19 protein-coding genes and 1 pseudogene are annotated in these 17913 nt (G+C 70.2%); 14 read left to right on the top strand and 6 right to left on the bottom strand.

Annotation, left to right across the window (positions count from 1 at the left end; genetic code table 11):
- The first annotated feature begins 6 nt into the window (after nt 1–6).
- From A5696_RS18285 to eccE, 7 genes are read left to right on the top strand one after another with little or no spacing between them, the layout of a single operon-like run.
- Entirely contained in the window at nt 7–1458 is a 1452-nt protein-coding gene (locus A5696_RS18285) for a PPE family protein (protein ID WP_067882076.1), read from the top strand.
- A gap of 51 nt (nt 1459–1509) precedes the next feature.
- Entirely contained in the window at nt 1510–1803 is a 294-nt protein-coding gene (locus A5696_RS18280) for a WXG100 family type VII secretion target (protein ID WP_066917492.1), read from the top strand.
- Between the two features lie 29 nt (nt 1804–1832).
- Nucleotides 1833–2123: a WXG100 family type VII secretion target gene (locus A5696_RS18275; protein ID WP_067882073.1), complete on the top strand. Its 291-nt coding sequence runs from the start codon at nt 1833–1835 to the stop codon at nt 2121–2123.
- Between the two features lie 10 nt (nt 2124–2133).
- Nucleotides 2134–3012: an ESX secretion-associated protein EspG gene (locus A5696_RS18270; protein ID WP_067882070.1), complete on the top strand. Its 879-nt coding sequence runs from the start codon at nt 2134–2136 to the stop codon at nt 3010–3012.
- Between the two features lie 27 nt (nt 3013–3039).
- On the top strand, nt 3040–4470 hold the full coding sequence (eccD, locus tag A5696_RS18265; RefSeq protein ID WP_156738475.1) for a type VII secretion integral membrane protein EccD: 1431 nt from the start codon (nt 3040–3042) through the stop codon (nt 4468–4470).
- Entirely contained in the window at nt 4467–5864 is a 1398-nt protein-coding gene (mycP, locus tag A5696_RS18260) for a type VII secretion-associated serine protease mycosin (protein WP_067882064.1), read from the top strand. The genes eccD and mycP overlap by 4 nt, the downstream gene beginning before the upstream one ends.
- Nucleotides 5861–6841 (top strand): type VII secretion protein EccE, encoded by a 981-nt coding sequence (eccE, locus tag A5696_RS18255; RefSeq protein ID WP_082969056.1) that lies wholly within the window; start codon nt 5861–5863, stop codon nt 6839–6841. Before mycP ends, eccE begins: the two co-directional genes overlap by 4 nt.
- 18 nt (nt 6842–6859) lie before the next feature.
- On the opposite strand, the gene A5696_RS18250 is transcribed toward eccE, so the two are convergent.
- Nucleotides 6860–8053 carry a S9 family peptidase gene (locus A5696_RS18250; protein WP_067882115.1) on the bottom strand — a complete coding sequence of 398 codons (1194 nt, stop codon included), beginning with the start codon at nt 8051–8053 and terminating at the stop codon, nt 6860–6862.
- Between the two features lie 103 nt (nt 8054–8156).
- On the opposite strand from A5696_RS18250, the gene A5696_RS18245 reads away from it, so the two are divergent.
- Complete coding sequence (locus tag A5696_RS18245; RefSeq protein WP_067882061.1) at nt 8157–8942, top strand: trans-aconitate 2-methyltransferase; 786 nt, start codon at nt 8157–8159, stop codon at nt 8940–8942.
- 7 nt (nt 8943–8949) lie between these two features.
- Here A5696_RS18245 and A5696_RS18240 read toward each other — a convergent pair whose 3' ends face one another.
- Complete coding sequence (locus A5696_RS18240; RefSeq protein WP_067882059.1) at nt 8950–10323, bottom strand: sulfatase; 1374 nt, start codon at nt 10321–10323, stop codon at nt 8950–8952.
- Nucleotides 10324–10395: 72 nt separating this feature from the next.
- Entirely contained in the window at nt 10396–11061 is a 666-nt protein-coding gene (gene bluB / locus A5696_RS18235) for a 5,6-dimethylbenzimidazole synthase (protein WP_067882056.1), read from the bottom strand.
- Between the two features lie 54 nt (nt 11062–11115).
- On the opposite strand from bluB, the gene A5696_RS18230 reads away from it, so the two are divergent.
- Entirely contained in the window at nt 11116–11391 is a 276-nt protein-coding gene (locus tag A5696_RS18230) for a hypothetical protein (RefSeq protein ID WP_067882053.1), read from the top strand.
- Here the strand turns inward: A5696_RS18230 and A5696_RS18225 are convergent.
- On the bottom strand, nt 11375–11857 hold the full coding sequence (locus A5696_RS18225; protein ID WP_067882050.1) for a hypothetical protein: 483 nt from the start codon (nt 11855–11857) through the stop codon (nt 11375–11377). The two genes, A5696_RS18230 and A5696_RS18225, sit on opposite strands and share 17 nt — an antisense overlap.
- 59 nt (nt 11858–11916) lie before the next feature.
- On the opposite strand from A5696_RS18225, the gene A5696_RS18220 reads away from it, so the two are divergent.
- The 3 genes from A5696_RS18220 to kasB all read left to right on the top strand — a co-directional run bounded on the left by A5696_RS18220 (nt 11917) and on the right by kasB (nt 14642).
- The gene (locus tag A5696_RS18220; RefSeq protein WP_067882047.1) at nt 11917–12597 is read left to right on the top strand and encodes a phosphatase PAP2 family protein; all 681 of its coding nucleotides are present in this window, start codon (nt 11917–11919) and stop codon (nt 12595–12597) included.
- 45 nt (nt 12598–12642) lie between these two features.
- Entirely contained in the window at nt 12643–13296 is a 654-nt protein-coding gene (locus A5696_RS18215; protein WP_067882044.1) for a L,D-transpeptidase, read from the top strand.
- 86 nt (nt 13297–13382) lie between these two features.
- Nucleotides 13383–14642 (top strand): 3-oxoacyl-ACP synthase KasB, encoded by a 1260-nt coding sequence (gene kasB, locus A5696_RS18210; RefSeq protein ID WP_067882041.1) that lies wholly within the window; start codon nt 13383–13385, stop codon nt 14640–14642.
- 109 nt (nt 14643–14751) lie between these two features.
- On the opposite strand, the gene A5696_RS18205 is transcribed toward kasB, so the two are convergent.
- On the bottom strand, nt 14752–15243 hold the full coding sequence (locus A5696_RS18205; protein WP_067882039.1) for a nuclear transport factor 2 family protein: 492 nt from the start codon (nt 15241–15243) through the stop codon (nt 14752–14754).
- A 116-nt stretch (nt 15244–15359) separates the two neighbouring features.
- Nucleotides 15360–15962, bottom strand: a complete 603-nt coding sequence (locus A5696_RS18200; RefSeq protein ID WP_067882036.1) for a TetR/AcrR family transcriptional regulator — start codon at nt 15960–15962, stop codon at nt 15360–15362.
- 38 nt (nt 15963–16000) lie between these two features.
- Between A5696_RS18200 and A5696_RS18195 the strand changes: the two genes are divergently transcribed.
- Both A5696_RS18195 and A5696_RS18190 read left to right on the top strand, forming a co-directional pair.
- Nucleotides 16001–17227 carry a hypothetical protein gene (locus A5696_RS18195; protein ID WP_067882033.1) on the top strand — a complete coding sequence of 409 codons (1227 nt, stop codon included), beginning with the start codon at nt 16001–16003 and terminating at the stop codon, nt 17225–17227.
- Between the two features lie 174 nt (nt 17228–17401).
- Nucleotides 17402–17913: pseudogene (locus A5696_RS18190) on the top strand (hypothetical protein); the annotation flags it as partial.

Here is a 17913-nt window from a genome sequence, read left to right as displayed (position 1 = left end):
GCCCCAATGTGGTTGGCCGAGCCGCCGGAGGTGCACTCGGCGTTGCTGAGCGCCGGCCCGGGACCGGGGTCGCTGCTGGCGGCCGCCGGTGCCTGGTCCTCGCTCAGCGCCGAATACGCCTCGGCGGCGGCCGAACTCGACGGGATGCTGGGGGCGGTCCAGGCCGGGGCATGGCAGGGGCCGAGCGCCGAGCGGTACGCGGCGGCGCACGCGCCGTACCTGGTGTGGCTGCAGCAGGCCGGCGCCGACAGCGCCGGCGTGGCCGCCCAGCACGAGGTCGCGGCGGCGGCCTACACCAGCGCCCTGGCCGCGATGCCGACCCTGGTCGAGCTGGCCGCCAACCACATGATCCACGGCGTGCTGGTCGCCACGAATTTCTTTGGGATCAATACGATTCCGATCGCGCTGAACGAGGCCGACTACGTGCGGATGTGGGTGCAGGCCGCCGCCGCGATGAGCGCCTACCAGGCGGCCGCCGGCGCGGCGCTGGCATCGGCGCCGCGCAGCACACCGGCGCCGACGATCGTGAATCCGGGCTCAGCGGCGCAGAGCAACCCGGTGTCGGGGCTTGCGCAACTGCTGCAATCCTTCCTGAACTTCTACGAGGACGGGGCCGCCCAGTTCTCGGCGTTGCTGCAGAATCCGGTCGGGACGTTGCAGCAGATCATCACCGCGTTCGCGACGAATCCTGTTGCGGCGCTGGTGGCCTACGCGCCGCTGCTTTTCTTCGGCGCCTACGAGGTGATTTCGCCCATCGCCACGTACGGTCCCATGCTCATGGCGCTGTCGCTGGGGGTGGGCCTGAGCCTGGGTTCGATCACCCTGCCGCTGGGCGAGTTCGCGCCGATCGCCGCGCCGATCGCGGCGGGGGCGGCGGGAGCACCGGCCCTCGCAGCAACCGCTTCGACCGTGTGGCCGGTCGCCGGCGTGGCCCCGACGGTCGCGGCTCCCGCGGGAGGGCCGGCTTCGGTGGGGGCCGCGGGCGCAGGGGCGGCGGCCGCGCCGGCGGGGGCGGCGGCGGCCGGAAACTTCGCCTATCTGGTGGGTTTGGGCGGCGGTCCGGGCCCCGAGGCGGGGCCGACGCTGGGCCCGCGCGGCGGCATCACGGCGCCGGCGGCGACCATTCCGGCGGCCGGCGCGGCGGCACCGGCCCGGGCCGAGGCGCGGACGCGGCGGCGCCGGCGGGCCGCAATGCGCGAACACGGCGACGAGTTCCTGGACATGGATTCCGACATCGGCGTTGCGCCCCGCGACGAACCCGACGAGCTGGTCTCGGCGGTGGCTTCCGGGAAAGGGGCCCGGAGGCTGGGGTTCGCGGGCACCGCGCACAAAGACACCGCCGTAGGCGCGGCCGGGCTGGCAAAGCTGGCCGACGACGAGTTCGGCGGCCCCCGGGTACCGATGGTGCCGGGGACGTGGGATCACGAGACGGGGACAGGGGGAGACGACGGCCGGTAACGACGCAGCGAGCAACCGAAACCCTAAGAAAGCGAAAGGAAACCAATCACCATGAGTATGTTGGACGCTCATATTCCGCAGTTGGTGGCCGCGCAGTCGGCGTTTTCCGCCAAGGCCGCGCTGATGCGCAGCACGATCAGCCAGGCCGAGCAGGAGGCGGTGTCGGCGCAGGCGTTCCACCAGGGCGAATCGTCGGCGGCGTTCCAGGCCGCACACGCCCGCTTCGTGGAGGTCGCCGCCCGGATCAACACCCTGCTCGACATCGCGCAGGCCAACCTCGGCGACGCCGCCGGCACGTATGTGGCCGCCGACGCCGCCGCCGCTTCCGGCTACACCGCGTTCTGAGAAGACCTACTACCGCGAAAGGACTTGCGATGTCGCAAATCATGTACAACTACCCCGCAATGCTCGGCCACGCCGCGGACATGTCCGGCTACGCCGGCACGCTGCAGGCGCTCGGTTCGGACATCGCCAGCGAGCAGGCCACGCTGTCCAACGCCTGGCAGGGCGACACCGGCATGACCTACCAGGTGTGGCAGGCCCAGTGGAACCAGGCCATGGACAGCCTGGTGCGGGCCTACCAGTCGATGGCGGGCACCCACGAGGCCAACACCACCGCCATGCTCGCCCGCGACCAGGCCGAAGCCGCCAAATGGGGCGGTTAGACCAGGCCGCATGAGCGCAGCACCCAACGCCGTCGAGCTGACGGTCGATCACGCCTGGTTCATCGCGGAAAGCGTTGGGGCGGGCAGCTTTCCGTGGGTACTGGCGATCACCACGCCTTATCGCGACGCCACGGAGCGCGCCGAGTTCTTCGAGCGCCGGCGCGCCGAACTGACCCGGATGGGTCTGGTGTCGCCCGACGGGAACATCAACCCGGCCGTCGCCGACTGGATCAGGGCGGTGTGCTTTCCCGACCGGTGGCTGGACCTGCGCTACGTGGGGCCCGCCAAGACAACCGGTGAAGGCGCCCCCGCCGAGTTGCTGCGCGGCCTCGTGGCGCGGCGCGCCGGGACGACCGGCAAGACGGTGGTCGCGCTGCGCAGCGCGCAGCTGATCACCTTCACCGCGATGGACGTCGCCGACGCGCGGGGCCTGGTCCCGATCCTCGGCGCCGGGCTGGCACAGCGGCCGCCGGCCCGGTTCGACGAGTTCAGCATGCCGATGCGAGTGGGCGCCCGCGCCGACGAGCGGCTGCGGGCCGGCGCGGAGCTGTCGGAAGTCGTTGATTACCTGGGTATCCCGGCGTCGGCGCGACCGGTGGTGGAGTCGGTGTTCTCCGGGCCGCGCAGCTACGTCGAGATTGTCGCCGGCTGCCACCGGGACGGCCGGCACTCGACCACCGAGGTCGGGATGAGCATCGTCGACACCGCCGCGGGCAGGGTCCTGGTCTGCCCGTCCCGCGCCTTCGACGGCGAGTGGGTCTCCACCTTCGCCCCCGGCACCCCCTTCGCGATCGCCGTCGCGATCGAACAGCTGACCGCCCTGCTGCCCGACGGCCAGTGGTTCCCCGGGCAGCGATTGTCCCGAGACTTTTCCGCACAGGTTTCCTAGCAGCAACGAGATAGAGAAGAGACAAACATGTCAGTGACGTCCGGCGCCGTCATGCCGATCGTCCGTGTCGCCATCCTCGCGGACAGCCGGCTGACCGAGATGGCCCTGCCGGCCGAGTTGCCGCTGCGCGAAATCCTGCCCGCGGTCAAGCGTTTGGCGGCCCCGGCGGCCGCCAACGGCGACACGAGCGACACTCTCGACGCTCTGGCGGCCGCCCACCTGAGCCTGGCACCCATCGGCGGCGCACCGTTCAGCCTGGACGCCAGCCTGGACACCGTCGGGGTCGTCGACGGCGACCTGCTGGCGCTGCAGCCCGTGCCCGTCGGGCCCGCCGCGCCGGGCATCGTCGAGGACGTCGCCGACGCCGCCATGATCTTCTCGACGTCACGGCTGCGGCCCTGGAGCACAGCGCATATCCGGCGTGCGGCGCTGGCGGCGGCGATCGCCGTGGCCTTCCTGGCGACCGGCCTGGGCGTCACCTACCGGGTGGCCACCGGCGCGCTGTCGGGGCTCGTCGCGGTCGCCGTGATCGCGGCACTGACCGGGGTCGTCGGCCTGCTGGCCACCGCGCGGTCGGCGCGCACCGGAATGGCGCTGACGATCGCGGCCCTCGTGCCCCTCGGCGCCGCCCTGGTGCTCGCGGTGCCCGGCCGGTTCGGGCCGGCGCACCTGATGCTCGCCGCGGCCGGCGTCACCGCATGGTCGCTGATCGCCCTGATGGTTCCCGGCGCCGAGCGCGAACGAGTCGTCGCGTTCTTCACCACGACCGCAACCGTCGGCGCCGGGGTGTTGCTGGCCGCCGGCGCCGAATTGCTCTGGCATCCAACGCTACTGAGCATCGGCTGCGGGCTGATCGTGGCCGCCCTCCTGGTCACCGTCGAGGCCGCTCCGTTGTCCGCGCTGTGGGCCCGCTTCCCGCTGCCCGTCATTCCGGCTCCCGGTGATCCCACCCCGTCGGCGCCGTCACTGCGCGTGCTCGAGGACCTGCCGCGGCGGGTGCGCATCGGCGACGCGCATCAAACGGGGTTCATCGCCGCCGCGGTGTTGCTCAGCGTCCTGGGGTCGGTGGCGGTCGCGCTGCGCCCGGAGTCGCTGGGCGGCGTCGGCTGGTACGTGGTCGGCGCGACCGCGGCCACATCCGTCCTGCGCGCCCGGGTCTGGGACTCGGCGGCGTGCAAGGCCTGGCTGCTCGCCCAGCCCTTCGTGGCCGGCGGCGTCCTGGTGGTGCTCTACACCGCGACCGGGCGGTACGCCGGCGCCCTCGGCGCGGCCGTGGTGCTCGCCACGCTGTCCTCGGTGTGGGTGGTGGTGGCGCTGAACCCGGGCATCGCCTCGCCGGAAAGCTATTCGCTGCCGTTGCGGCGGCTGGTGGGCTTCGTCGCGGCCGGCCTCGACGCCTCGCTGATCCCGGTGATGGCCTACCTGGTCGGTCTGTTCGCCTGGGTGCTCAATCGATGATCCGGACCGGATTCGCCTGTATCACAGCCGTTTTGGCGGCCATGATGTGGACCTGTCCCTCGGCGTTCGCGGTCGACCAGCCCAAGGTGGATCCCGGCGTGCCACCGCCCAGCGGCACCCCGGGGCCCGGGCAGCCGATGGAACAGCGCGGCCCGTGCAGCACCTCCGGCGTCATCCCGGGTAGCGATCCGGCGGTGACGACGCCCAGCCAGGCGATGCTGAATCTTCCTGCGGCGTGGCAGTTTTCCCGCGGCGACGGCCAACTGGTGGCGGTCATCGACACGGGGGTCCGGCCGAGCCAGCGGCTGCCCAACGTCGACCCCGGCGGCGACTTCGTCGAGACGACCGACGGCCTGACCGACTGCGACGGGCACGGCACCCTAGTGGCCGGCATCATCGCCGGCCAGCCCGGTGACGACGGGTTCGCGGGGGTGGCGCCCGGGGCGCGGGTGCTGTCGATCAGGGCGACATCGGCGAAGTTCTCGCCGAAAACGCCGGGCGGTGACCCGTTTGTGGCGCGGGCGGCCCTCGATGTTGCGACGCTGGCCCGCGCGATCGTGCATGCGGCCGATCTGGGCGCCCGGGTGATCAACATCTCGGAGGTCACCTGCCTACCCTGGGACCGCACCGTCGATCAGGCGGTGCTGGGTGCGGCGATCCGGTATGCGGCGGTGGATAAGGACGCGGTGATCGTGGCCGCCGCGGGCAACACGGGATCGACCGGATCGGTCGCCGGCGGATCCTCGTGCGAATCCAATCAGCTCACCGACCTGAGCCGTCCGGACGACCCGCGTAACTGGGCGGGCGTCACGTCGGTCTCCATCCCGTCCTGGTGGCAGCCGTATGTGCTGTCGGTGGCCTCCCTGACGCCGGACGGGCAGCCATCCAGATTCACCATGGCGGGCCCGTGGGTGGGCGTCGCGGCGCCCGGCGAAAACATCGTGTCGGTGAGCAACCGCGACGGCGGCGGCCTTGCCGGTCTTGCCAATGGCCTGCCCGACGAGCACCAGCACCTGGTCGCCCTGAGCGGCACCAGCTACGCGGCCGGCTACGTGTCGGGCGTCGCGGCGCTGGTGCGCGGCAAGTATCCGCAACTGACCGCGGCGCAGGTGGTCCAGCGCATCACCGCGACCGCGCACAACGGGGCCCGGGCGCCGTCCAACCTCGTCGGCGCCGGTGCCGTGGACCCGGTGGCCGCGCTGACGTGGGAACTGCCTACCGGCAACCATCCCGATCCGGGCGCGGTGAGGCCCGTCGCCGTTCCGCCCGCGCCCACCCCCACGGACACCACACCGCGGACGGTCGCGTTCGCCGGAACCGCCGCGCTCGCCTTGGTCGTGGCGGCCGCCGCCGCGATCACCGCCATCGTCCGAAAGAAGGAGACCACCCCGTGAGCAGCTCGATACCGATTCCGGGCCGGGGCAGAATCACGCTGGCGCTGCTGGCCGTCGTGCCCGCCGTGCTGGCGTACCCCTGGCGATCGCCGCGCGACTACTGGGTACTCGGTGTCGCGGCGGCCGTCGTGATCGTGTTGTTCGCGTGGTGGCACGGCCTTTACCTCACCACGATCCTGCGCCGCCGCCTGGCGATGTCGCGCCGCAGCAGCGGGTTCGTACCCGAATCGGGCTCTGCCACGGCAGTAACCGCCCTGCTGCGCCTCGGGCCGCCGCTCGGCGACTCCGATGTGCTCCCGCTGCCGCTGATCGCGGAGTACCTGGACCGCTACGGCATCCGCGCCGACAAGATCCGAATCACCAGCCGCGACAACGCATCCGACGCGTCGAGGCGCCAGACCTGGATCGGGCTCACGGTGTCGGCGGCCGACAACATGGCGGCGCTGCAGGCGCGCTCGTCGCGGATCCCGCTGGCCGAGACGGCCCAGGTGGCCGCGCGCCGGCTGGCCGACCACCTCCGTGAGATCGGCTGGGACGCCGGCAGCGTCGCGCCCGACGACGTTCCGCGGCTGCTGGCGCCGAACGCGCGCGAGACCTGGCGGGGTGTGCAGCGCGGCGACTCGGATTACGTTGCGGCTTATCAGGTCCGCGTCGACGACGGATTGGCCGACACGCTGGAGGCGATCCGGTCGCACCCGGTGCGCGAGACCTGCACGGCGCTGGAGATCGCCGGCGACAAGGCGCACCGCACCGTCGCGGCAGCCTGTGCGTTTCTCACCGACACGCCCCCCGCGGCGCGGGCGCCGCTGCCCGGGCTCATCCCGCAACGGGGAAATCACCGGCCCGCGCTGGCGGCGCTGGATCTGTCGTCCACGCAACGGCTTGACGGGCACGCCGGAGAACCCGCCGGCCTCCTGGAGCGGCTGGACTGGCCCACGCCCGCGGCCGGCGCGCACCGGGCACCGCTGGCCTCGTGAGTCGTCAGCTCCGACGCTCTAGAACATGACCCCGCGCAAAAACTCCGTCATCCGCCGCAGGTAGTCCAGCTGGCTGACGTGCAGCACGTGGCTGCCGGGAAACCAGTGCAGCGCACAGCGATTCCAGTGCTCCCACAGCGTGACCGCCTGCCCCGGCGGGGCCATCCGGTCACCGAGGCCGGTGATGATCATCCGGCGGTCCTTGGGCGGGAGCGGCCGGTAGTTCAGCGGGGAGTGATACGACAGCCCGGCGATGAGCTCGTCGCGGCTGATCCCGGACATCCGCAGTCCCAGCCCCATGAGCTTGTTGGCCGGGAACCATTCGTCGAACATCGTCGCCGGCGTCACGACCGGGCAGTTGGGAATCACGGCCTCCAGCCGGTCGTCGACCGAAGCCACCAGCGCGGAGGTGTAACCGCCCAGTGAGATCCCGGTCAGCGCGATGCGCTCGACCCCGGTGTGGCGCAGGTAGTCGATGATGGACCGGAAGTCGTGCACGGCCTGCGCCATCGCTTCGGCGAAACCGCTGAGGCCGCCGGCGAAATAGCCGAAACCGCTGAAGGGCGAATACCTTTCGGCTCGCGGGCCGTGAAAGGGCAGGGTATACATCAGGACGTCGTAACCGGACCGGTAGTACCACGGCAGCGTGAAGAACCGCCCGTTGGCCAGGTACGACGACCCCATGAAGCCGTGGATGACGCACAGCGTGGGATGCGGTCCGTCGCCGTGACGCCAGTGTTGGGCGTGCACGATGTTGTTGGCGGACAAGGCACTCCACCGCGTCCGCAAGTCGGGGTTGATCGCCCGGAAGCTGCTGGGGAACGAGATGTTGTCGACGGCGCCGTGTGCGATCCACTCCGCGAGCCGGTTGGCCGGCCGCGACGAGACCGTGGGCACGTCGGTGGGCGCCGGAAACGACTTCGCCGGATCGCGTTCCGCGCCGAGCTCGGCGTAGAAGCGCAGGCTGTCGCGTTCGCTGCCGGCGCGCGCGGCCGTGGCGAGCACGGCCGGCGTGACCGTGGTGGTCAGCACCGACGCGACCGCGGTGCGCAGCGCGAGATCGGAGATGGCGGCCGCCTCGACGACCATTCGCTGACGGGGCGACAGCGCGGAGCGCGGCGGCAATCCGGCGGCGCCGGGCGGCACGTCGGCACCGGGCACGTCCGGAACGGGGACCGGGGGATTGACCGGATCCGGGTCGCGCTGCGTCACAACCGCGATGCTATCGCCCACTCGGTCGGCGCCGTGGCCGCATGCGGTAATACGGTTTACCTAATCAGCCCGACCCGTGCTGGTGTTGATCAGGAGGACCGACATGTGGGATCCCGATGTCTATCTGGCCTTTGCTGACCATCGCAGCCGCCCGTTCTACGACCTGGTGTCGCGGGTGGGCGCAAACCAGGCGCGCCGGGTGGTCGACCTGGGCTGCGGCCCGGGCCACCTGACCAAGTACCTGGCCCGGCGCTGGCCGGAAGCCGTGATCGAGGCGGTGGACAGCTCACCGGAGATGGTCGCCGCGGCCAAGGAACGCGGAATCGACGCCACCATCGGCGACTTGCGGGACTGGAAGCCCAAGGCCGACACCGACGTGGTGATCTGCAACGCCGCCCTGCATTGGGTGCCCGAGCACGCCGACCTGCTGGTGCGGTGGGCCGGGCAGCTCGCGCCGGGCTCGTGGATCGGCGTGCAGATGCCCGGCAACTTCGAAACCCCGTCCCATGCCACGGTGCGTACGCTGGCTCGTCGCGAGCCCTACGCAAAACTCATGCGCGACATACCCTTTCGGGTCGGAGCGGTGGTCCAGCCGCCCATGAATTACGCCAATCTGCTGCTGGACGCCGGATGCAAGATCGACGTCTGGGAGAGCACCTACCTGCATCAGCTGACCGGTGCGAACCCGGTGCTGGAATGGATCACCGGCACCGCGCTGGTGCCGGTGCGCGAGCGGCTCGACGACCAGAGCTGGGAGCAGTTCCGCCAGGAGCTCATCCCACTGCTCGACGACGCGTACCCGCCCCGCGCCGACGGCACCACGATCTTCCCGTTCCGGCGGGTGTTCATCGTCGCCGAGGTCGGCGGCGCCCAGCGCTCCGGCGGCTAGTGGCCGCCTACTCCGCGATGCCGCGGTCGGCGGCGATCGCCGACCGGCTGCTCGGCCTCATGCGGTGTATCTGCAGATAGGTCTCGGTGTAACGCAGGGCGATGCGGTAGCCGGCGAACTCCGACGGTATGACGTCGCCGGTGCGCTGGCGCCAATCATGCAGGCGCACAGCCAGATCCGCCGCGATCGCCTCGATGTCCGCGTCGGGGCCCGCGTCACCCGTCAGCAGGTTGTCGGTCTCGGTCGGATCGGTTCGCAGATCGTAGAGTTCGCGCTCCGGGCGCGGGCCCGTGATGAACGGCGCCACCGCGTGCCCCGACGGGCTTTCCTGGATGTCCAGCGGAAGGTCGAGAAGCGGACGCGCCGCGTAGTTTTCGATGTAGCTGTAGTCCTTGGTGCGAATCGCGCGAATGGGGTCGAACGAGTCGTGGTAGGTCTTCATCGTGAACACCTGATCGCGGACCGCTTCGCCGCGCGGGCCCGCCGCCAGCAGCGCGTCGGCGTGTGACACCCCCTCGACGTCGGCCGGCACATGCACGCCCAGCAGCCCGAGCAGCGTCGGCACCAGATCGACGCCGCTGAACAGCTCGTCGTAGACGTGGGGCGGCACCGCCCGTCTCGCCGGGGGCCGGATGATCATGCCGATGCCGGTTCCGGCGTCGTACAGCGTGGATTTCGCGCGCGGGAACGCCGGCCCGTGATCGGTGAAGAACACCACCCAGGTGCTGTCGTCCAGCCTGGTTTCGGCCAGCGCGTCGAGCAGCCGGCCGACGGCGGTGTCGGCCGTGGTGATCGCGCCGTAGAAGTCGGCGAGGTCGCCGCGGACGTCGGGGGTGTCGGGCAGGTAGTCGGGCGGGTCGACCTGCGCGGCGTCGGCGGGCTCATAGCGGTCGTGCGGGTAGGGCCGGTGCGTCTCGAAGAAGCCCGCGGTCAACAGGAACGGCTGGCCCGCAAGGTTCTCGACGCTGTCCCGCAGCCATTCCTCGGCGCGTTCGACCACGTACTCGCAGTAGGAGTTGGACACGTCGAACTCGTCGAAGCCCAGCCGTTTCGGGTAGGACGTCTCGTGTTGCATACCGAAAAGGGCCGAGTACCAACCCGATTCGGAGAGCATCTGGGGCAGCGTCCGCACACCGCTGCGATACTCCCAGCCGTGGTGGGCCAGTCCGACCAGCCCGTTGCTCTGCGGGTAGCGCCCGGTGAACAGCGATCCGCGCGACGGCGAGCACAGCGGCGCCGTGGCGTGGGCCCGGGTGAACAGGATGCCCTCGTCGGCAAGCCGGTCCAGTCGCGGGCTGGACACGTCCGGGTGGCCGTAGGCACCCAGATATCGCCCCAGGTCGTGCCAGTGCACGATCAGCAGGTTGTCTTTAACCGTCATCTGGCATCTTCGCCCGTCATACCGTCACCTCGACCGGCGACGATACCGCAGGGCGTTTGCGTCCACCGGGCGTTAGGCTCGGCGCGATTCCCACTCGTTCTCGGACACGAACTCCGGCAGTGGCCGTCCATACGCCCACCCGTCGAGCTCCAGGGCCGGCCGGTCGGGGAACTCGGGCACCGGGCCCAGACAGAGGATCGCCACCGGTTCGGCGTCGGCGGGCATCGCCAGCAGCGCGGCCAACCGTTGCGGGTCGAACAGGGAAACCCAGCCCATGCCAAGGCCTTCGGCGCGCGCCGCCAGCCACAGGTTCTGGATTGCGCACGACACCGACGCGAGGTCCATCTGCGGTAACGTCCGCCGGCCGAAGACGTGGCTGTCGCGGTTGTCGCACAGGGCCGCCACGAAAAGCTCGGCGCACTCCAGGATTCCCTCGACCTTGAGCGCCAAGAACTCCTCGGCCCGTTCTCCCAACGCCGCCGCCGTGCGCGGACGCTCTTCATCGACGAGGGCGTGGATGCGTCGGCGCAGCGAGTCGTCGGTGATCCTGATGAACCGCCATGGCTGCATCAGCCCGACGCTGGGTGCGGCGTGCGCGGCCTGCAACAACCGCGCCAACACCTCCTCGTGGACCACGCCGCCCGGCGAGAACCGGCGCATGTCGCGCCGCTCGGAGATCACCCGATACACGGCCCGCCGCTCCTCGGGGCTGAAGGCCGGTTCGGTCACACCCGCCATCGTAGGAAATCGGCGTTAGCGTGAACCCGGGACGAGCCCAGAAAGGAGCGCGCCATGAAGCTTTCCGACGTACTCGACCAGTCGCCTTCCCAGGGGCGCGGCTACGGAGAGCCGTATCGGACCGCCGACGGCGCCACCGTGATCCCCGTCGCCAAACCGCTGGGGGTGTTCGTCGTGCGTGGGGGCGAGGCCCGCTGGGTGCCCGCCGTCGATCAGAACCGGATCGCGCTGCTCGGGGTGCTCACCGGCCTGCTCGCGGCGGTGATCGGCACCCTGGCGGTGCTGCGGCAGCCACCCTGGCCGCGGATGACCATCACGGAGAATAGGTGACGCCGACCGCCCGGAAGACGTATTCGGGCGGCATCTCGAAGGCCAGGGACCGCCGAGGCAGGCCGGCCAGCACGTCGGCCGGGATGGCCGCCTTGTAGTGCAGCGACAGTTCGCCGCTGAACTTCGGGTCGACCCCGGCGACATCGACGTGCACCTGCAAACCGGTCGACGAGATCTCGACCTTGGCCGCGCCGGTCTGGGGTGCGTCCCAGCGCGCGTCGACGGTCGGCCCGGCCAGCTTGGGCAGCATCGACAGCGTCGCGAGCACCCGCTCCGAGGTGAACGCCAGCGAGCCGACGTAGCTGGCGACGCTGTGCGGCAACCGGACGCCGGGGATGGTTCCCTTGAAGCGCCGGGTCACCGCGACATAGTCGGCGAGGTAGAGCAGGCCCTCCGCCTCGACCTGCGCATGCAGGTCGGCGGGCAGCTTGCCGATGCCGAACAACCTGCGGACGAAGACCGCCATGACGCCAGTATGACCGGCCGCGGCGACGCCGCCGGGGCGGTGCTGGTATCGGTTGAGGGATGACCCGCCCCCGGACCGGCTGGGCCGTGGGCGTCGCCCTGGCCGCCGCGCTCATCTACGCCGTCCTGTGGGTGGGCTATTGCCGGCACTGGGCTTGGCCGCAGCGCCTCGACGGGTCGTTGTTGAATCGCGCCCACGAGATCGGCGTCAAGCACCCGATGTGGGTGAGTTGGTGGGACGCGGTGTCGTTCGCGCTGGGGCCGGTCACGTTGCGGCTGCTGGGGATGGTGGCGGCGGTGGTCGCGCTGGTGCGGCGCCACGTGCGGGCCGCGCTCGTGCTGTTCGCCTGTGCGCCGCTCAGCGGGCTGGTGACGTGGGCGGCCAAGGGCCTGGTGGACCGTCCCCGGCCGTCGACCATGCTGGTGGCGGCGCCCTCCTGGTCTTTTCCGTCGGGCCACGCGCTGGAGGCGACGTCGGCGTTGCTGGCCATGCTCGTCTTCGCGCTGCCGCTGCTGAGCCGCCCGCTCGGCCGCGTCGCGGTGGTATTGACGGCGCTCAGCCTGCTGTTGGTCGGGATCGCCAGGGTGGCGCTGAACGTGCACTATCCGTCCGACGTGCTGGCGGGGTGGTCGCTGGGATACCTCTATTTCCTGTTGTGCCTGTTGGTGTTTCGGCCTTTCGCGAGCGCGCCGGCCGACCACGCGCCGGTTGTCACGGCGCGGTTATCCAACCGGGTCTAAAGCTTTACTTGACCCCGAGGTTCGCGTCGCCCGACGATTGAATCCATGCGCCGGCTGCTCGCTTCGCTGTGCGCGGTGGCGTGCCTGATCGTCGCCGCGGTGCTGCTGGCACCCGTCAGCGGCGCGGCCAGCCCCTGGTTCGCGAACTCCGTCGGCAACGCGACGCAGGTGGTTTCGGTGGTCAGCACCGGCGGTTCCAACGCGACGATGGACATCTATCAGCGCACCGCGGCCGGTTGGCAAACCCTCAAGACGGGCATCCCGACCCACGTCGGCTCCGCGGGCATGGCGCCGCAGGCCCGCAGCGGTGTCCCGGCGACGCCGATGGGCGTGTACACCCTCGACTCGGCCTTCGGCACCGCGCCGAATCCCGGTGGGGGACTGCCCTATACGCAGGTCGGACCCAACCACTGGTGGAGCGGCGACGACCACAGCCCCACCTTCAACAGCATGCAGGTCTGCCAGAAGGCGCAGTGCCCGTTCAGCACGGCCGCCAGCGAGAACCTGCAAATCCCGCAGTACAAGCACGCGGTGGTGATGGGCGTCAACAAGAACAAGGTGCCCGGCGGCGGCTCGGCGTTCTTCTTCCACACCACCGACGGCGCCCCCACCGAGGGCTGCGTCGCGATCGACGACCCCACGCTGGTGTCGATCATCCGCTGGCTGCGGCCCGGCGCGGTGATCGCGATTACCAAATAACCCCGCCGGCGGCGTGGTGTTTGCATGATTCGCCGACGTGGGCGACGCTTGCGTGAAGCACCCGAGCACGGAAGGCGCCTTTCGCAATGACAGAGCTGGTTACCGGGAAAACGCTGCCGAACGTGGTTGTCACCGGCATCGCCATGACGACCGCGTTGGCAACTGACGCGGAAACCACCTGGAAGTTGCTGCTGGACCGCCAAAGCGGCATCCGAACCCTCGACGACTCCTTCGTCGAGCACTACGACCTGCCGGTGCGCATCGGCGGGCACCTGCTGGAGGAGTTCGACGAGGGGCTGACGCGCGCCGAACGGCACCGGATGGGCTACCTGCAGCGGATGTCCACCATCCTCAGCCGCCGGGTGTGGGAGAACGCCGGCTCGCCCGAGGTCGACCCGAACCGGTTGATGGTGTCCATCGGCACGGGTCTGGGCTCGGCCGAGCAGATCGTCTTCAGCTACGACGACCTGCGCGCCCGCGGGATGAAGGCGGTGTCGCCGCTCGCGGTGCAGAAGTACATGCCCAACGGCGCCGCCGCGGCCGTCGGGCTGGAGCGGCACGCCCGCGCCGGGGTCCTCACCCCGGTGTCCGCGTGCGCGTCGGGTTCCGAGGGCATCGCCCAGGCCTGGCGCAGCATCGTGTTCGGCGAGGCCGACGTCGCGGTCTGCGGCGGCGTCGAGGTCAAGATCGAGGCGGTCGCGATCGCCGCGTTCGCGCAGATGCGGATCGTGATGTCCACCAAGAACGACGACCCGGTGGGCGCGTGCCGCCCGTTCGACCGGGACCGGACCGGCTTCGTGTTCGGCGAGGCCGGCGCGGTGATGATGATCGAGACCGAGGAGCACGCGAAGGCCCGCGGCGCCAACATCCTGGCCCGGCTGATGGGGGCCAGCATCACCTCCGACGGCTACCACATGGTGGCCCCCGACCCCAACGGCGAGCGCGCCGGGCACGCCATGAGCCGGGCGATCCAGCTGGCGGGCCTGACCCCGGGCGACATCGCCCACGTCAACGCCCACGCGACCGGCACCTCGGTGGGCGACGTGGCCGAGGGCAGGGCCATCAACAACGCGCTGGGTCCGCACGGCGGCAACGCGGCGGTGTACGCGCCCAAGGCCGCGCTGGGCCACTCGGTGGGCGCGGTCGGCGCGGTGGAATCGATCCTGACCGTGCTCGCGCTGCGGGACCAGGTGGTTCCGCCGACCCTCAACCTGGAAAACCTCGACCCGGAGATCGACCTGGACGTGGTCGCGGGCGAGCCGCGGCACGGCAGCTACGAGTACGCGATCAACAACTCGTTCGGATTCGGCGGCCACAACGTGGCCATGGTGTTCGGCAAGTATTAGGCCGGGCCGGGTTCGCCGAACGTGAAGCCGCGGCGACTTTTTCGGGATTTTTTCGCACTGCCTTCACGCTCGGCGAAGGGTGGCCGGGTTATGCCAAGGCGCGGCCGGGCTATGCCAAGGCGCGGCCGGGCTTGACCTTGAAGTCCAGGCCCGCCAACGACATTGTCGCGTCGTAGGTCCGGTCGTAGCCGGTTCCGCTGATCTTCCAGCCGGCGTCGGTGCGCCGGTAGGAGTCGCGGTAGAAGGCCGCGCCGATCAGCATGAAGTCGAAGTCCGCCACGATCACCCGGTCTTGCAGATACCAGCTGCCCGAGGCGGTGTCGCCCGAGACATCGATTTCCGGGTGCGTCACCCGGTGCTCGGTGATGACGTTGGGCCCGAGCGACGAGCGCATGTACTCCACCAGGTCGGCGCGGTTGGTGAAGTGCAGCTCGTTGCCGATCGACGGGCCGTAGTCCGCCTTGATGTCCTCGGCCAGCGTGTCGGCGAAGTCGTCCCAGTGCTTGGTGTCGAGAGCGCGCAGGTAGCGGTACTTCAGCCGTTTGATCGCTTCGACGTCGGCTGCCGCATCGTGAGGGGTCATCCCGTCATTGCAGCACACACGTTGAGGGCGCCCGCGGTCAGTAGGAGAGCGTGGGCTTTCGCCGAGATATAAACGGTTGCGAACCGGATCGGCGTTTCGTGTGCGTAGGTTATATGTCGCGACGTCCTGGGCCGTCATTGCAGCACACGCGTGACCATGTCGATCAGGGCGCGTCGTTCGAGGCTCCAGTCGACCGCGGTCCCGGTGACCATCTGCGCCAGCACCACACCCCGCAGGGCGGCCCAAATCACCGCGGCGACACCGGCATTGGCCGGGTCGTCGGTGATCAGCCGGCCGAGCTGGCCGATCGCGGAGTTCATTTCGAGCAGGTGGCGCCGCGACGACGCGCCCGGGCCGCCGCGGGTGGCACGCAGGATCTCGAAGGCCGCCATCGACGTCGGGCTGCTGTAGCAGCTCCACGCGGTGTCGACGACGACCTCGATGCGCTCGCGCAGCGGAAGCTCGCTGACGTTGGCCGACGACAGGCTGTCGACCAGCCTGGCCACGCCGTCGTCGACGACCGCCATCAGCATGCCGTTGCGGTCGCCGAAGTGGTACTGGATGACTCCCCACGTCACGCCCGCCCGTTCGGCCACGTGCTTGGCGGTGGCGGCGGCGAACCCTTCCTCCACGATGCAGCGCACCGTCTCGTCGATGATCTTGCTGCGCGTGTCATCGCCGCGCTTGCGCGGCGCGCTGGTGCGCCGGGTGGGGGCAATGGACCTGGATGAGGGCATTGTTGACTTTATAACATAAACCCGACTATTTTTGGGCGGTGAGCCGATCCCGTTACGCGCGGTTGTCCCGTCAGGAGCTCTCCGTCCTGGTCCCCGAACTGTTGTTGATCGGCCACATGATCGACCGCTCCGGCATGGCGTGGTGCATCACGGAATTCGGTCGCGAGGAGATGGTGCAGATCGCCATCGAGGAGTGGGCCGGCGCAAGCCCCGTCTACACCAAGCGCATGCAGCGGGCGCTGAACTACGAGGGCGTCGACGTGCCGACCATCTTCAAGGGCCTGCAGCTCGACATCGGCGCGCCGCCGCAATTCATGGATTTCCGCTACACCGTCCACGACCGCTGGCACGGCGAATTCCAGCTCGACCACTGCGGGGCGCTGCTCGACGTGGAGCCGATGGGCGACGAGTACGTCTTCGGCATGTGCCACACCATCGAGGACCCGACCTTCGACGCCACCGCGGTCGCGACCAACCCCCGCGCGCAGATGCGCCCGATCCACCGGCCGCCGCGGGTGCCCGCGGACCGGCAGCCGCATTGCGCCTGGACCGTCACCATCGACGAGTCGCACCCCGAGGCGCAGGGCATCCCGGCGCTCGACATCGTTCGCCGAACCCGCGCCGCCACTTGGGAATTGGACCCCATCGATTCTTCCGACGAGGGGCATGCCGACTACTCGGGTCCGTTGCTGTCCGACCTCGACTTCGGCGCCTTCTCGCACTCGGCGCTGGTCCGCATGGCCGACGAGGTCTGCCTGCAGATGCACCTGCTGTACCTGTCGTTCGCCATCGCCGTGCGGGCGAGGGCCGCCGACGACGCCCAGGCCGTCTCGGTGGGCACCCGCGGCCTGACCGGGCTGGCGGGGCTGGCGGCGGAGCGGATCCACCGCGCGCTCGGCCTCCCGGGCGGGATCGACGGAGCGCGACAGGTGTTCGAGTTGCACCCGCTGCTCAACCCGGCGGGCTACGTCGTCGCCGAAACCGCGGACAACCGGCTGAGCGTGCACCGGTCGCCGGCGCACGACGACGGCGCCTGGATCTCGCTGTGCTCCCCGGCATCCGTGCAGCCGCTGCAGGCGATCGCCACCGCCGTCGATCCGCGCCTTGCGGTTCGGGTCGACGGCACGGACACCGACTGGACCGCGGAGCTATTCGAAACCGACGCCGCCGCAGCCGAACTGCCGGAGGTGTCGGTGGCCAAATTCAGTGGCGGGTCGTCGTTCGAATTCCAGCCGAGGCGGTCGCTGCCGCTGACCGTGGTGTAGCGCGGCGCCACTTTCGCCCGATCTGGCCGGTTTGTCAATAGGTTTCCGGTCCCGATTCGATGACGCTCTCACATCGAGCGGATACCAATGACATTGCAAGCCATCGGCTTTCCGCGTGTCGGCGGCTATGGTTAACGCTGGCCACCGACCCCTGTAGACGAAGGTATTCGCTCTATGTACGACCCAGTTGGGTTGTCGATCGGGACCACGAACCTGGTCGCTGCGTGTAACGGAACTCCGCCGGTTTCACGCCGCGCCGTGCTGACCCTGTATCCGCACTGCGCGCCGAAAATCGGTCTGCCGTCTGAGGATCCGCCGCTGAGCGAACCAGGCGTGCTGATGCGCGGCTTCATCGAGCGTATCGGCGACTCGGTCGCGCTGGTGTCGCCCGACGGCTCGGCGCACGACCCCGACCTCCTCACGGTGGAAGCCCTGGACGCCATGGTGCGGGCCGCCGGGGCCGACGCGGCGGCCTCGGAGATCTCGATTGCCGTTCCCGCGTACTGGAAACCCGCGAACGTGCAGGCGCTGCGCGACGCCTTGCGAACACATCTGGGCTTCGTGCGAAGCGGCATGGCGCCCCGCCTGGTCTCCGATGCCATCGCGGCGCTGACGGCGGCGAACGCGGAGCTGTGCCTGGCGGCGACCGGAGTGGTCGGGCTGCTCGATTTCGGCGGCGGCGGCAC

Origin of the sequence: Mycobacterium sp. E2699 (assembly GCF_001666745.1) — a bacterium.
GTDB lineage: Bacteria > Actinomycetota > Actinomycetes > Mycobacteriales > Mycobacteriaceae > Mycobacterium.
Note: the sequence above shows the minus strand (reverse complement) of the source record. Positions and strands in the feature narration are given on the sequence as shown.